We start from the raw sequence: 14,691 nt of genomic DNA, 5'->3' as shown, positions 1-14,691 counted from the left end.
CAACTCCCTATCCACCGACCTACCCACCCCTCCCACGACTTCCGGGCAAAGTACCACCGAGGCACCCTACGGGTGATCGCCAGGACAGCTCCTAGAGGGGTGATGGTCAAGCAATCGGCCGCAATCGGATCGACACAGGGAGAGGTCATGCGCTTGCGTTTCCTCGGGATCATCCCGAACACCGGTAAGGACGACTCGCCAACCATTTGGCTGGACGAGGACAGCGGAGACCTGCTGATCCAGTCGTACCGGGCCACTGAGGAGGAAGTGAAGGGATGTCAGGAGGTCGGCTCAATCCCCGGTCATGGGACGGACATTCCGGATCACGAGACGATCATCCGTCTGCCCAAGGTCATGATCCAGTACATCCCTCGCCCGGACGGAGACGCCGCCGATGAAGCCACCGGCACGTGAGCCACTGTCCCAAGCCCGACGTTCCGCCATTCACCTTGAGGTCCGCGACCACTACGCGAGTACAGACCCGGATTTCCTTGCGTGGCGGGAGGGGCACCGCAAGTTCACAGCGGATAACCGCTCTGACTGGTGGGAGGGCTGGCACGACGCCGTACATGCAGCCGTCTCGCGGGGCGTGGTCGTGCGCCGGGCCCGTGTGGTCTCCGAGCCGCTGACTGAGTACCTGCGCTGGGAGTACGACTATGCCGTGACCAACGTGGTTGCCGGTGAGCAAGTTCGCTGGCTGCCCCGCCGACGGGCGAAGGATCTCGCGATCCCCGCTGTGGACTTCTGGGTATTCGACGGTGAGTTGGTCCTCTTCCATCACTTCAGCGGGGATGGCGCTCTGATGGAGCGGGAGTACGTCAAGGACACCGCTTTGGCTGCCTGGTGCACCGATGCCTTTGACGCAGTGTGGGGGCGGGCTACTCCGCACGAGGAGTACCGGCCGGTCTAGTGCAACCAGCATCATCTAACGTCCGGCAAGCACGGCAAGTCCTGGCCGACCGTCTACGCGAGTTGTTCAGGGACGCCGGGCTTGAAGGCAAGGATCTCGCCGCGCTGTGCGGCTGGCACCCGTCCAAGGTGTCGCGGATCTCGACGGCGAAGGCTCAGCCCAGCGAGGACGACATTCGGGCCTGGTGCCGGGCATGCGGAGCTGAGGGCCAGGCAGAGGACCTGATTGCCTCGCTGCGTGCCGTTGAGGGCATGTGGTTGACGTGGCGCCGGTTGGAGCGTGCCGGGCTGAAACCGTCGCAGGAGGAACGCCTTCCGCTGTATCAGCGAACGCGCCGCTTCCGCTCGTACTGCTCCTGGGCTCTTCCCGGATTGCTCCAGACCTACCAGTACACGGAGGACGTGCTTCGGACGATCCAGCGGCAACGAGTGGCAACGGACGATGTGGCCGACGCTGTAGCCGCCCGCATGGAGCGTCAGCGCGTGTTGCACGAGGGGCAAAGACTGTTCGCGTTCCTGATCGAGGAGCCCGTGCTCCGCAACACCCTCAGCACTGGAGACGATCAGGAGGAGCAGCTGGAGCACTTGCTCACAGTGTGCGGCCTACCGAACGTCAGTCTCGGCGTGGTCCCGATGGCTCAGCGACGCCCCCAACTGCCGGTCGAGAACTTCTGGATCTACGACAACGCCCAAGTCAACGTCGAGTTGGTCTCCGGGTACCTCACGCTGACCCAGCCCAGCGAGGTCAAGGTGTACGCCGACACATTCGCCACTCTCGCCGACATGGCGGCCTATGGCGACAGGGCCCGAGCGCTGATCCTCCGGGCCCGCGACTCGCTCGTGTAGTCCGCGCGCAATCAGGAGCAATCGGCTAGGAGTTGAAGGTTCCGTGTTCCTAGCGTGGTGGAGAACGGACCACGCGAGGGGATAGCGCCAATGGCAGCGAAGACCGATGCGCCCGCAACTGGCCTCATCAGAGGGGAAGTTGGGTACGTCACGTTCACTGAGGACAGACCCGACTGTGAGAAGTGCGGCAAGCTGATCAAGCCTCTTGATCCCGCGCGCCGGATCGAGCGCCAAGGGGGCGGAGCCTCGGAAGTCGTGTACTGGCACAACTTCTGTTTCCGGCAGGTAAGGCCCCGGACGTGAGCACCCCCGCGAGGCTCCAGAGACGCCCCTCAGCGCCGTGCGTTCCCGGTTGCTTCATGCACCGCAACCCCACGGGAAGCCCGCAGGAGAGGCAGGTACAAGCCCCCGTTCGGTCGCACGCCCCGTGAAGCGGAGCGGCCGGACGGGCACAGACCCCGCCCCGGCTGGCGGACCTGGACAGTACGAACAGCCGGGGACGGGCCATCACCCCGTCTACGAAAGCGAAGTGACGCCATGAGCGTACCGACCGAACCACAGCCCATGCCCGGTCCCCCAGGCCCCGGACCGATCCCTGTGGGGACCCTGCTGACCCCTGAAGGGTTCGAGGGAGTCAAGGCAACTGTCCTGGACAGCAACCCCGACATGGCCGAAGAGGTGGCCGCCCGGATCGTCACGGACGCACTCAAGTTCGTAGTAGCCGCAGTGCAGTTCCCTGACGTCAAGATCACCCCGTCACAGGTGGTAGACGAGGGTTGGCATGCGCTGATCCTTCACACGAACCTTTACGCCAAGCTGTGTGAGCGGCTGGGCCGGTTCGTGCACCACTGGCCGGAGCGACCCGACCCTGAGCGGTACGACCCTCACGCGCTGACGCGCACGGTCGCGATCATCGAACAGGCCGGGTACAACGTCGATCCGGAGTTGTGGACGGCCCCAAGTCGGGCCCTGGTGCCCGTGGGCGCGAACTGTTCCCACACGCCCAAGCCGGGCGGGTGCGGGCCGATCAACCCCGGCAAGTGCGCTTCGCACTGCTCGGGCGGGAGTGGGGGCGGCGGTAGCTAGGCTGCCCGCACGTACGGCTGAGAGGTGAGGGCATGGACGCGGAGCAGGCCCGGCAGGTGGACGCCATGTTGAGGCGTCTTGGTATCCCCGGCGTGGTCGCGCCGGAAGATCCGGAGGACCCGGCGGGGGCGTGGCGTGTGTACGACAGTGCCGATCCGGCGACTCGCAAGGACACGACCGCTGACGCGCTGGCGTCCGTCGTGGCGAAGTTCCGCGAGACCAGCCCCGAGCCCCCGGAGAAGCGGCAGCAAGGTCCGACGCGGGGGTTCGTCTTCCCGCCCGAAGAGGACTGACGATCCACACGGCCCCGGTCGGCACGTTCCCCGTGTGCCGGCCGGGGCTTTTGCTGCCCTGAGCTGGGGCGCTGGCCGTAGCCTGACCCCATGGACGAGATGCCCCAGGACCACCGGCCCCTGAGATGTACGAGAGTCCTCCTCGCCGAGGACCAGGGAATGATGCGGGGCGCGCTCGCCCTGCTGCTCGGCATGGAGGAGGACATCGAAGTCGTCGCGCAGGTGGGCGCGGGTGACGAGATCGTCGACGCGGCGCTCGTCGCCCGCCCGGACGTGGCACTGCTCGACATCGAACTGCCGGGCCGCAGCGGCCTGGACGCCGCGGCCGATCTGCGCGAGGAGTGCCCCGACTGCCGGGTCCTCATCCTCACGACCTTCGCCAGGCCCGGCTACCTGCGCCGCGCCATGGAGGCCGGTGCGGTCGGCTTCCTGGTCAAGGACGGGCCGGTGGAGGAGCTCGCCGAGTCGATCCGCCGGGCGCTGCGGGGCGAGACGGTCATCGATCCGGCGCTCGCCGCGGCCGCGCTCAGCGCCGGGCCCAGCCCGTTGACCGGCCGCGAGGCGGACGTCCTGAAGGCCTCCGTGGACGGCGCGACGGTCGCCGACATCGCGGGCACGCTGCATCTGTCGGAGTCGACCGTGCGGAACTACCTGTCGGCGGCGATCGGGAAGACCGGGACACGGAACCGGATGGAGGCGGTGCGGGAGGCGCGCCACCGGGGGTGGCTGTGAGAGCAGTGGCTGGGCGCACGCCGCCGCCGGGCCGCCGAGTACGTCTTCAACCGCCCACCGGGCTCCGAGCCCTCAGAGCCTGTCTTTGAACCCCCGTCGTCCGCGCGAAGCGCGGGCGCAGCGGTGTTCGGTGCGTGCGATCGGTGTGCGGAGTTCCAGGTCATGTGGCGGAGCCACCTGTCCTGGAAATCCGTGCGCCGAGCGTGCGTGCCGGGCGCCGGGACGCAGGCGGGGGTTCAAAGACAGGCTCTCAGCTCCCCGAGGGCGTCCGAGTCGCCGGGCGCGACCTCGGCATCCACCCGAGCAGCACCACCACGCCCGCCAGCAGGATGAAGCCGCTCGTGCGGAACGCCATCGCGTATCCGTCGGTGAGGGCCTGTGGCGATGACGCACCGTGTGTCTGGGCTGCCGCCACCGTGGAGAGCACCGCGAGGCCGAGTGCGCCGCCCATCGTGCGGGAGGTGTTGACCAGGCCGGAGACGAGGCCCGCGTCGCCCGGCCCGGCGCCCGACGTGGCGAGCGAGGCGAGCGGGGTGGTGGCGAGGCCCGCGCCGAACATCATCACGATGCCGGGCAGCAGGATCGAGGTCACGTACGCGCCGTCGACCGTCATCGTCGACTGCCAGCCGAAGCCCGCGGCGGCCACCACGATGCCGATCGCGGAGACGTTCTTCGCGCCGATCAGCGGCATCAGGCGCGGCGCGAGCATCGAGCCGGCGACGACGGTGAACGAGGACGGCATGAGGGCGAGGCCCGCCTTCAACGGGGAGTAGCCGAGGACGTTCTGGGTGTAGAGCGTCATGAACATCCACATGGCGAACATGCCGCCGCCGCACACGAACATCGCGGCGTTGGCGGCCGACACCGTCCGCACCTTGAACAGCTTCAGCGGCATCAGCGGCACCTTCGTGCGCGCCTCCACCACGAGGAACGCGGCGAGCAGCCCGAGCCCCGCCGCCAGCGGCACCAGCGTGGCGGCGGCCGTCCAGCCCTTCTCCTCGGTCTGCACGATGCCGTACGCGAGGGTGGCGAGGCCGCCGGTGACCAGGACCGCGCCCGGCACGTCCAGGCGGCGCGTCCGGTCGGACCTGCTCTCGGTGAGCCAGGCCAGCCCCGCGACGATCACCAGGGCGCCGACCGGCACGTTGATCAGGAGAACCCAGCGCCAGGAGAGCAGGTCGGTCAGGACCCCGCCGACGAGGCCGCCGGCCGCACCGCCGCCCGCGCCGACCGCCGACCAGACGCCGATGGCCCGGGCCCGCGCGGCACCCTCGGGCACCGCCGACGTGAGGATCGTCAGCGTCGACGGCGCGAGGACCGCGGCGCCGAGACCCTGCACGGCCCGCGCCACGAGGAGCTGCCACTCGGCCTGGGCCAGGCCGCCGCCGAGCGAGGCGGCGGTGAACAGGCCGAGCCCGACGAGGAACATCCGCTTGCGGCCGAAGAGGTCCCCGGCCCGCCCGCCGAGCAGCATGAAGCCCGCGAAGGCTATGGAGTACGCGTTGACGACCCATTGCAGGCCGATGGCGCTCATGCCCAGGTCGGACCGCATCGACGGCAGCGCGGTGTTCACCACGGAGACGTCGAGGACGACCAGGAACTGGCCCGCGCAGGCGGTGAGCAGCACCGCCCACACCGGGACGGACCTCCGGGGCGGGGCGGCGCCGGAGGGGGCGGATGCGGGGGCGGAGCCGGAATCGGGGTCGGCCGGGTAAGCGGTGGAGGACGTCTGGACCATGACAACCATCCTCTCAAGCGAAACTTGAGCGGCGCATCGGAAATTCGCCTCCTTCCGCCCTGGTCCGACAGTCCTAGGTCCAACAGGCCCAGGACCAACAGGCCCAGGACCAACAGGCCCAGGACCAACAGGCCCAGGACCAACAGGCCTAGGTCCGCCTGAGCATCGTCACCACCGCCGCCCCGCCCAGGCCGATGTTGTGCGCGAGCCCCACCCGCGCTCCCTCGACCTGCCGCGCCGTCGCCTCGCCGCGCAGCTGCCAGGTCACCTCGGCGACCTGCGCGATGCCGGTCGCGCCCAGCGGGTGGCCCTTGGAGATGAGGCCGCCGGAGGGGTTGACCACCCAGCGCCCGCCGTACGTCGTCGCGCCGCTCTCGACGAGCTCGCCCGACTCGCCCGGCGCGCACATGCCGAGCGCCTCGTAGGTGAGGAGTTCGTTGACGGAGAAGCAGTCGTGCAGCTCGACGACGTCCACGTCCTCGATGCCGAGCCCCGACCTCTCGTACACCTGCTGGGCCGCCTCGCGTGACATCGGCTGTCCGACGACGTCGATGCACGAGCCCGAGGCGAAGGATTCGCCGGTGTCGGTGGTCATGGCCTGGGCGGCGATCTCCACCGCGCGCTCCGCGAGGCCGTGCCGTTCGACGAAGCGCTCCGAGACCACGACCGCCGCCGCCGCGCCATCCGACGTCGGGGAGCACTGGAGCTTGGTGAGCGGGCGGTGGATGGTTCTGGCGGCGAGGATCTCGTCGACGGTGTACGCGTCCTGGAACTGCGCGTACGGGTTGTTCGTGGAGTGCCGGTGGTTCTTGGCGCCGACCGCGGCGAGCTGCGCCTCGGTGGTGCCGTACTTCTCCATGTGCTCGCGGGCCGCGTCGCCGAAGATCTGGGCGGTGGGCGGGGTCATCTCGAAGCCGTGCCGGGCGGCCATGATCCCGTAGTGGCGGGCGACGGGGGACGTCCTGAAGTCCCCGCCGTCGGAGCCTCCCCCCAGCGCGCCGCGTGCCATCTTCTCGAAGCCGAGCGCGAGCACGCAGTCGTTCAGGCCGCCCTCGACGAACTGCCGGGCCATCATCAGCGCGGTCGATCCGGTGGCGCAGTTGTTGTTGACGTTGTAGACGGGGACGCCGGTCAGGCCGAGTTCGTAGACGGCGCGCTGGCCTGCCGTCGAGGGCTGGAAGCAGTAGCCGACGGGGACCTGCTCGACCTGGTCGTACGGGACTCCGGCGTCGTCGAGGGCCTTGGTGCCCGCCTCCTTCGCCATGTCCCAGTACTGCCAGTCGCGCGTTTCCGGCTTCTCGAACCTGGTCATCCCGACGCCGACGACGTACGCCTTCATGAGGGTCCTTTCCGTGGGCCGCGATCTCAGTCCCGGGGCAGGCCGAGGATCCGCTCGGCGACGACGTTGAGCTGGACCTGGGTGGTGCCGCCCGCGATGGTCAGGCAGCGCGACATCAGGAAGCCGTGCAGGGCCCGCTCCCCCGGGCCCTCGCGGACCGCGCCCGCCGGGCCGAGGAGTTCGAGGGCAAGATCGGCGACCTTCTGCTGGTGGGGGGTCTGGACGAGTTTGCGTACGGAGGCGCCCGGTCCCGGCTCCGCGCCCGCCACCTGCTGCGTCGTGGTCCGCAGACCGATGCAGGCGACTGCGTGCGCCTCGGCGGCGAGCGCCCCGATGCGGGCCCGGTAGGCGCCGTCGAGTTCGCCGGCGCGAGCGATGAGCGCTTCGAGGCCGGTGTCGAAGGTCATCTGGTCGGCCATGTGGACGCGTTCGTTGCCGAGGGTGTTGCGGGCGACGCGCCAGCCGTCGTCGACCTGTCCGACGACGGCGTCCTCGGGGAGGAACACGTCGTCGAAGTACACCTCGTTGAAGAGGGAGTCGCCGGTGATCTCCTTGAGTGGGCGGATGTCCATCCCGCCGCCCCCGGCCGCGGCGGCCTTCATATCGACGAGGAAGTACGTCAGCCCCTTGTGCTTGGGCGCCGACGGGTTCGTACGGGCGAGGAGGATGCCGTGGTCCGCCCACTGGGCCGCGCTGGTCCACACCTTCTGGCCGTTCACGCGCCAACCGCCCGCGACGCGCTCGGCCCGCGTGCGCAGGGACGCGAGGTCGGAGCCCGCGCCGGGCTCACTGAAGAGCTGGCACCAGAGCAACTCGCCGCGCAGGGTGGGCGCGAGGAAGCGGGCGCGCTGCGCCTCTGTGCCGTACGCGATGAGGGAGGGCACCACCCAGGTCGCGATGCCGAGATCGCTGAGCCCGACCCCGGCGGCCCGCAACTCCTCCTGGACGACGAGCTGTTGGACGGGGTCCGCGCCGAGGCCGTAGGGCTCTGGGAGGTGCGGGGCCGCGTAGCCGGTGGGGGCGAGTTCCTTGCGGGCCGCGGCGGGGTCGAGGCCGCGGGCCGGGGCGATCGCCGCGCGGGCCCGCTCCCGGTACGCCTCGGCCCGCGCCCGTGACTCCCGCGGCAGCTCCAGGCGCAGTTCGCGCCGGGCGCCGTTCTCCGCGAGCCGCACGGCGCGCAGCCGGTGCGCGTCGCCCGCGCCGAGCAGCTGCCGGGCCACGACGGCCCTGCGCAGATACACGTGGGCGTCGTGCTCCCAGGTGAAGCCGATGCCGCCGAGGATCTGCACGCAGTCCTTGGCGCAGGAGTACGCGGCGTCGAGGGCGGTGGCCGCGGCGAGGGCGGCGGTCAGGCCGCGTACGTCGACGGGCGTCTCGGGGGCGTCCGCCGCGCGGGCCGCGTCCCAGGCCAGGGCGCGGGCCTGCTCGACGCGGACCAGCATGTCGGCGCAGAGGTGCTTGACGCCCTGGAACTGTCCGATGGGGCGCCCGAACTGCTCCCGCACCTTGGCGTGTTCGGCCGCGGTGTGCAGCGTCCACGCCGCGGTGCCGCACGCGTCGGCGGCCAGCACGGCGGCGGCCAGGTCGCGGACGGCCGTGGAGTCCACCGCGAGCACCCGGTCCGCGGGGACGTGCGCGGCGCGGGCGCTCACTTCGGCGGTGGGGCGCGTCGGGTCGGCGCTGTCGTGCGTACGTACGGTCAGTGCGGCGGCGTCGACGGCCAGCCAGACGGGGCCCGACGCCGACGCGGCGGCGAGGATCAGCAGGTCCGCCTCGCCTGCGGAGAGTACGGGCGGCGCCGTGCCATCCAGGACGTATCCGTCGGGCCCGAAGACGGCGGTGAGCGTGCCCGTGTCCAGGGCGACGGCTCCGATCCGGGCGCCGCCCGCGAGCTCCGCGGCCAAAGCCGGGGCGCCCGCGCGGTGCAGTACCAGCGAGGCGAGGGAGCTGGCCGCGAGTGGTCCGGGCAGCGCCGCCCGCGCCGCCTCCTCGATGATCACGGCGAGGTCGACGAGGCTCCCGCCCCCGCCGCCGCACTCCTTGGGCAGGTGGACGCCGAGCAGCCCCTGCGCGGCGAGCCCGTCCCAGTGGGCGGGGCGGCCACCAACGGCCGGTGACCGAGGTGGGGCGTCGAGCAGTCGGCGTATCTCCTCGGGCGGTACGGCACGTGTGATCCAGCCGCGCACCGCCGACGCCAACTCCCTTTGTTCCCGCGTGATTCCGATCCCCATGCGCATCCTCGCCGGTAGCCGCTGCCGGGACGGCGAAAGAGTAGAACACGTTTCAATCTGACGGAAGGTCAGACGCGGGCGGGTGTTTCCGGGCGCCTCGCCGATGCCTCGCCGACGCTCGACCGGCCGCGGAGGCCCCGATTGATGAACGGGTTAACAACAGGTCAAGAGTTCCTCTCGTACGACATCCGTCGGAATAGTCGCCCGGGGAAACAGGTTCGAGCTACACGTACGCATCCACGTACAGCCAAGCCACGTCCTCTTCCGCCCCGGAGGCCCCCAGCAATGTCGATGTCGACGGCCCATCCACGCGGCATACGCGGAGTCGTCCCCGTACTCGCCTTCTCCGGCATCGTCGTCGCGGTGATGCAGACCCTGCTCGTGCCGGTCATCAAGGACCTGCCGGAGCTGCTGCACACCTCGCCGTCGAACGCCACCTGGGTCATGACGTCGACCCTGCTCGCGGGCGCCGTCTCCACGCCGATCATGGGCCGCCTCGGCGATCTCTACGGCAAGCGGAAGATGCTGCTCTCCAGCCTCGCCGTGATGGTGGTCGGCTCGCTCATCTGCGGTTTCACCGACGATCTGATCGTGATGATCGTCGGCCGCGCGCTCCAGGGCTTCGCCATGGGCGCCATCCCGCTCGGCATCGGCCTGATGCGCGACGAGCTGCCCCGCGAGAAGCTCGGCTCGGCGATGGCCCTGATGAGCTCCTCCATCGGCGTCGGCGGCGGCCTCGCGCTGCCGGTCGCCTCGCTGGTCGCGCAGAACGCCGACTGGCACGCGCTGTTCTTCGGAGCGGCGGGCCTCGGCGTCCTCTCGATCCTGCTGACCCTCGTCTTCGTACCGGAGAGCCCGGCCCGCGCCGAGGGCACCTTCGACGTGCTCGGAGCGCTCGGCCTCTCCACCGGTCTCGTCCTCTTCCTGCTGCCGATCACCAAGGGCAGCGACTGGGGCTGGGGCTCGACCACCACGCTCGGCCTGTTCGCCGCCGCGGCCGTCGTCCTCGTCCTGTGGGGCGTGATGGAGCTGCGCGTCAAGGCCCCGCTGGTGGACCTGCGCACCACCGCCCGCCGCTCGGTGCTCTTCACCAACCTCGCCTCGATCATGGTCGGCGTCGCCTTCTACGCCGTCTCGCTGGTCCTGCCCCAGCTGCTCCAGCTGCCCACCGCCACCGGCTACGGCCTCGGCCAGTCCATGGTCGTCGCGGGTCTGTGCGTGATGCCGCTCGGCCTGACGATGATGTTCACCGCGCCCGTCTACGCCCGCCTGTCGGCGAAGTACGGCCCGAAGGTGACCCTCATCCTCGGCATGCTGATCATCGCGATCGGCTACGTCGCTGGGCTCGGCCTGATGAGCGCCGCCTGGCAGACCATCGTCATCGCGGTGGTCCTCGGCGCGGGCATCGGCCTCGCCTACTCCTCGCTGCCCGCGCTCATCATCGGCTCCGTCGACCCGTCCGAGACGGGCGCGGCCAACGGCCTGAACACCCTGATGCGCTCGATCGGCACCTCGGTGTCCAGCGCCGTGATCGGCATGGTCCTCGCCAACACCGCGGACCACGTCGGGGGCGTCGCCGTACCGACCATGCACGGCTTCCGCGTCTCGTTCATGATCGCCGGGGGCGCGGTCCTCGTCGGCCTGCTCTTCGCCCTCCTGCTGCCCTCCGCCCGCCGCTCCGTCACCACGCAGCTGCGCGCGAGCAGCGAGGAGGACGCCAACCTCGAACGTGCGGCCAAGGTGCTCGCGGGCTTCCACGGCCGGGTGCACGGCGCGGACGGCGCCCCGGTCGTGCGGGCCAAGGTCACGCTGATCGACCCCCGTGGCAAGCAGGCGGGCGCCGCCCTCACCGACGAGGAGGGCCGCTACGCCCTCGACGTCCCGGCCGGCGGTTCCTACGTCCTCGCGGCCACCGCGGCCGGCCACGCGCCGCACGCCTCGGCGGCGGCGTACCACGGGGACGACCGGCCGGTCCGGGTCGACCTGGCGCTGTCGGCGGCGGCCGACGAGAGCGACGTACCGGCCTGAGCCGCCCGGCCGGCCCGTACCCCCGGAACGTACTCCCGGCCCGTACCGCCGCATCCGCCCCCGCGCACCCCCGTCATCCGGGTGGCGGGGGCGCCGTGCATCATGGCGCCCGTACGCACCAACGGCACCCACCCACCACCTGGAGGAAGCCCGTGGCCATGGCCGCCGAGCCCGCGCCCGAGCCCGCGCCCGAGCCCAAGCCGGAGGTCCTCGCCGCCTTCGAGGCCGCCAAGGGCTTCATGCCGCGCGGCGAGGGGCTCGCGCTGTACGCCGCCGCCGCGCAGGCCGCCGCGCTCGGCCTGCCGCTCCTGGAGGTCGGCACGTACTGCGGGCGCTCCACCATCCTGCTGGCCGACGCGGCGCGGCGGGCCGGGGTGAGCGCGATCACCGTGGACCACCACAGGGGCAGCGAGGAGCAGCAGCCCGGCTGGGAGTACCACGACCCGGAGACGGTGGATCCCGAGGTCGGCCGGATGGACACGCTGCCCACCTTCCGGCGCACGCTGCACAGGGCGGGCCTGGAGGACCACGTGATCGCGATCGTGGGCCGTTCGCCGCAGGTGGCGAAGGCCTGGGGCGGTCCGCTCGGCCTGGTCTTCATCGACGGCGGCCACACGGACGAGCACGCCACGGCCGACTACGAGGGGTGGGCGCCGCACGTCGCCGAGGGCGGCCTGCTCGTCATCCACGACGTCTTCCCCGACCCGGTCGACATCATGACCGGGCAGGCGCCGTACCGCGTCTACCTCAGGGCCCTGGAGTCCGGCGCGTTCACCGAGGTCTCGGTGACGGACTCGTTGCGTGTGCTGCGGCGGACGGGCACGGGAATCTGACCTCGCGGGCGGCGATGGCTCACCCCCGAGGTCACCCCTGAGGCTGCCCGAGGCGCTCCAACGCGAGCGGGGAACGGGCCGCGCGGATAGGCTCGCCCTCGTGTCGTACGTAGGTCCGGAATTCGATCCCTCCCAACCGCCCAGGCGCCGCTTCGGCCGTCCGCTGACGGTGACCGTCGCCGCGCTGGCGCCGGCCTGCCTGGCGGGCTGGCTCGTCTACCAGGCGACGAGCGGGCCCGACGGTAACGAGCCCGCGAGATCACTGCCGGCCTCGTCGACCGGGTCCGCGGGCCAGGACGCGTCGTCCGGATCCGCGCCGTCTTCCCCTTCGGGAACGGGTAAGCCCAACAAGGACGGCAAGGGGAACAAGGGCGACAAGGGCGACGAGAAGAACAAGGACGGCAAGGGCAGGGACGCCGACGGCAACGATTCGACTACGAAGCCGTCCCCGCACGCCCCCGCCCCCAACGGCCCCCTCAAGGGCAAGGTCGTCGTGGTCGACCCCGGCCACAACCCGGGCAACTTCCAGCACACGGCGGACATCAACCGCCTCGTCGACATCGGCACGAACCGCAAGGAGTGCGACACGACGGGGACGTCCACCAACGGTGGTTACACCGAGGCCAAGTTCACCCTGGAGGTCGCCCGCCACCTGCGCACGCTGCTCGAAAGGCAGGGCGCCACGGTCAAGTTCACCCAGGACGGCGACCGCCCCTGGGGCCCCTGCGTCGACGAACGCGCCCGGATCGGCAACAAGGCGCACGCCGACGCGGTGGTCTCCATCCACGCGGACGGCTCCGCGGCGGGCAACCGCGGCTTCCACGTGATCATGCCCGCACAGGTGAAGTCCGGCGCCGCCGACACCACCGCGATCGTCGCCCCCTCCAAGGAGTTGGGCGAACGCATCGCGGGCAAGTTCGTCAGCGCGACGGGCAGCGCCCCCTCCAACTATGTCGGAGGCGGCACCGGCCTCGACGTTCGCAAGGACCTCGGCGGCCTCAATCTCTCCACGGTCCCCAAGGTCTTCATCGAGTGCGGCAACATGCGGGACGCGAAGGACGCGGCCCTGCTGACCAGTGACGCGTGGCGCCAGAAGGCGGCGCAGGGGATTTCGGAGGGAATCGCGGGGTTCCTGCGTAAGTAGGGGCGGAAGCGGAGGTGAACGTCTTCGCCATGAAGCGTGGACGTCTTTAACCCGAGCAGACACCCCGCCCGTCCGGACGATATTGTCCTCCCTACGATGAGGGGCCACCCCCGCGCTTCGCGCACCGCGACACGAACGCGACTACGGCGACAGCGACGCCTCCACTGACGAGACGACTGACGAAGGACCTGAAGTGAATTTCCGCTCCCTCACTCGAGGCGACGGCGTGGTGATCGGAGCAGCGGTGTTGCTCTTCATCGCTTCGTTCCTCGGCACCTTTGACGGCGATGGCGACGATGCACCCAACGCCTGGGACAACGGCAACCTGCTGCTGAGCGTGTACCTGCTGGGCATCATCGGTGCGGTGCTCATCGTCCTGAACCGGGCGATGCCGCAGCCGCGCAAGGTCGCCGGCCTCGACCTGGGACAGCTCGGCATCGCCTTCACCATCGCCGCCGCCTGGAGCTCGCTCGGTGCGATCTTCGACACCGGCCAGTCCTACGACGAGTTCATCAAGCTCCTGAACTCCAGGTTCGGCGGCACCGGCGGCGGCCCCGACTCCCCCGACGTCGGCGTCGGCCTCATCCTCGGCCTGATCGGCGCGCTCGTGCTCGCCGGCGCCGCGGTCGCGACCCTGCTCGTCCCGGCCCTCAAGGCCCCCCTCATGGGCGGCCCCAAGCCGATGGCCCCGCAGCCCTACGGCGGTCAGCCGCAGGGTGGCTACGGCTACCCGGGCGCGGGTCAGCCGCAGCCGGGCGCGCCCTACGGCGGCCAGCCGGGTCAGCCGCAGGGCCAGTCCTTCGGCGGGCAGCAGCCGCAGCCGCAGGCCGGGCAGACGCCGCCGCCCGCGCAGGCGCAGCCCGCCGGTGACTTCTCGCCGTTCTGGTTCGCCGTGCCGGTGCCGCGTCCGCTGTACGCGGAGGACGGCTCGCCCACGCCGATCGCCGAACTGGCGCCCGGCACCTGGTACCTGGCCGTCGAGCAGCGCGGCCCCGGCCTTATTGCCCAGACGCAGGACGGCCGTCGCGGCGTGCTCCAGGACACCACGGGGATCCAGCGCGGCTGACCCGCACGGACACACCTCGCAGCCCTTCGCCCTTCCGGGCGAGGGGCTGTTGTCGCACAGTCCCCCTCGACATGTGACTTACGTACCGTCAGGAACCGCTGGGGACTGGGGAGGGCGTATGCGGCTCGGGCTCACACTCCGCTACTGGGGGGTGCGGCCCCAGCCCAGGCCTGGAGCCCCAACGCCTTCACACCGCTGACCTGGATCGCCGCGCAGACCTAGCGGATCCGCCTCGGCACGGCCGTCGCGCACATGGTGGCGCGTCCCCCGTCACCACCGCCATGCACGCGCTCACCTTCGACCACTCTCCGCCGGGCGGATGATGCTCAGGTTTGGACGGTCCGCGCCTCCGTAGTGAAGGGTGGTATGGACAGCCGTTCCGAAGGTCGCCGCTGACCGCGATGCGGGAGTACGTGGAAGTCGCACGGAAGGTGCTCCGGCCCAAT

General features: G+C 70.8%; 13 protein-coding genes. 10 read left to right on the top strand and 3 right to left on the bottom strand.

Going from position 1 to position 14,691, the window contains the following annotated elements; genetic code table 11:
• Positions 1-147: 147 nt before the first annotated feature.
• The 6 genes from AC07DI_RS20730 (at position 148) to AC07DI_RS20705 (ending at position 3,866) form a co-directional block, all read left to right on the top strand.
• Entirely contained in the window at positions 148-414 is a 267-nt protein-coding gene (locus AC07DI_RS20730) for a hypothetical protein (RefSeq protein WP_478905545.1), read from the top strand.
• Entirely contained in the window at positions 395-910 is a 516-nt protein-coding gene (locus tag AC07DI_RS20725) for a DUF6879 family protein (protein WP_478905544.1), read from the top strand. The genes AC07DI_RS20730 and AC07DI_RS20725 overlap by 20 nt, the downstream gene beginning before the upstream one ends.
• Positions 910-1,755: a helix-turn-helix domain-containing protein gene (locus tag AC07DI_RS20720; protein ID WP_478905543.1), complete on the top strand. Its 846-nt coding sequence runs from the start codon at positions 910-912 to the stop codon at positions 1,753-1,755. The genes AC07DI_RS20725 and AC07DI_RS20720 overlap by 1 nt, the downstream gene beginning before the upstream one ends.
• A 666-nt stretch (positions 1,756-2,421) precedes the next feature.
• Positions 2,422-2,841: a glycine-rich domain-containing protein gene (locus tag AC07DI_RS20715; protein WP_384256736.1), complete on the top strand. Its 420-nt coding sequence runs from the start codon at positions 2,422-2,424 to the stop codon at positions 2,839-2,841.
• A gap of 32 nt (positions 2,842-2,873) precedes the next feature.
• On the top strand, positions 2,874-3,134 hold the full coding sequence (locus tag AC07DI_RS20710; RefSeq protein WP_478905542.1) for a hypothetical protein: 261 nt from the start codon (positions 2,874-2,876) through the stop codon (positions 3,132-3,134).
• Positions 3,135-3,224: 90 nt separating this feature from the next.
• The gene (locus AC07DI_RS20705; RefSeq protein ID WP_384256740.1) at positions 3,225-3,866 is read left to right on the top strand and encodes a response regulator; all 642 of its coding nucleotides are present in this window, start codon (positions 3,225-3,227) and stop codon (positions 3,864-3,866) included.
• 250 nt (positions 3,867-4,116) lie between these two features.
• Here the strand turns inward: AC07DI_RS20705 and AC07DI_RS20700 are convergent, their stop codons facing one another.
• From AC07DI_RS20700 to AC07DI_RS20690, 3 genes are all read right to left on the bottom strand, one after another.
• On the bottom strand, positions 4,117-5,604 hold the full coding sequence (locus tag AC07DI_RS20700; protein ID WP_478905541.1) for an MFS transporter: 1,488 nt from the start codon (positions 5,602-5,604) through the stop codon (positions 4,117-4,119).
• A gap of 148 nt (positions 5,605-5,752) precedes the next feature.
• On the bottom strand, positions 5,753-6,943 hold the full coding sequence (locus AC07DI_RS20695; protein WP_478905540.1) for a lipid-transfer protein: 1,191 nt from the start codon (positions 6,941-6,943) through the stop codon (positions 5,753-5,755).
• Between the two features lie 26 nt (positions 6,944-6,969).
• On the bottom strand, positions 6,970-9,174 hold the full coding sequence (locus AC07DI_RS20690; RefSeq protein ID WP_478905539.1) for an acyl-CoA dehydrogenase: 2,205 nt from the start codon (positions 9,172-9,174) through the stop codon (positions 6,970-6,972).
• 285 nt (positions 9,175-9,459) lie between these two features.
• Here AC07DI_RS20690 and AC07DI_RS20685 point away from each other — a divergent pair, with 285 nt between their 5' ends.
• The 4 genes from AC07DI_RS20685 (at position 9,460) to AC07DI_RS20670 (ending at position 14,245) form a co-directional block, all read left to right on the top strand.
• Complete coding sequence (locus tag AC07DI_RS20685; protein WP_384256750.1) at positions 9,460-11,202, top strand: MFS transporter; 1,743 nt, start codon at positions 9,460-9,462, stop codon at positions 11,200-11,202.
• A 158-nt stretch (positions 11,203-11,360) separates the two neighbouring features.
• Positions 11,361-12,035 carry a class I SAM-dependent methyltransferase gene (locus AC07DI_RS20680; RefSeq protein WP_478905538.1) on the top strand — a complete coding sequence of 225 codons (675 nt, stop codon included), beginning with the start codon at positions 11,361-11,363 and terminating at the stop codon, positions 12,033-12,035.
• Between the two features lie 100 nt (positions 12,036-12,135).
• Positions 12,136-13,179, top strand: coding sequence for an N-acetylmuramoyl-L-alanine amidase (locus AC07DI_RS20675; RefSeq protein WP_478905537.1), 1,044 nt, complete (start codon positions 12,136-12,138; stop codon positions 13,177-13,179).
• 193 nt (positions 13,180-13,372) lie between these two features.
• Positions 13,373-14,245: a hypothetical protein gene (locus AC07DI_RS20670; protein WP_478905535.1), complete on the top strand. Its 873-nt coding sequence runs from the start codon at positions 13,373-13,375 to the stop codon at positions 14,243-14,245.
• Positions 14,246-14,691 lie beyond the last annotated feature (446 nt).

The sequence above is a fragment of the Streptomyces sp. NPDC044106 genome, from assembly GCF_056433985.1.
The sequence above is the reverse complement of the archived record's forward strand: the minus strand, read 5'-3'. Positions and strand labels throughout refer to the sequence as shown.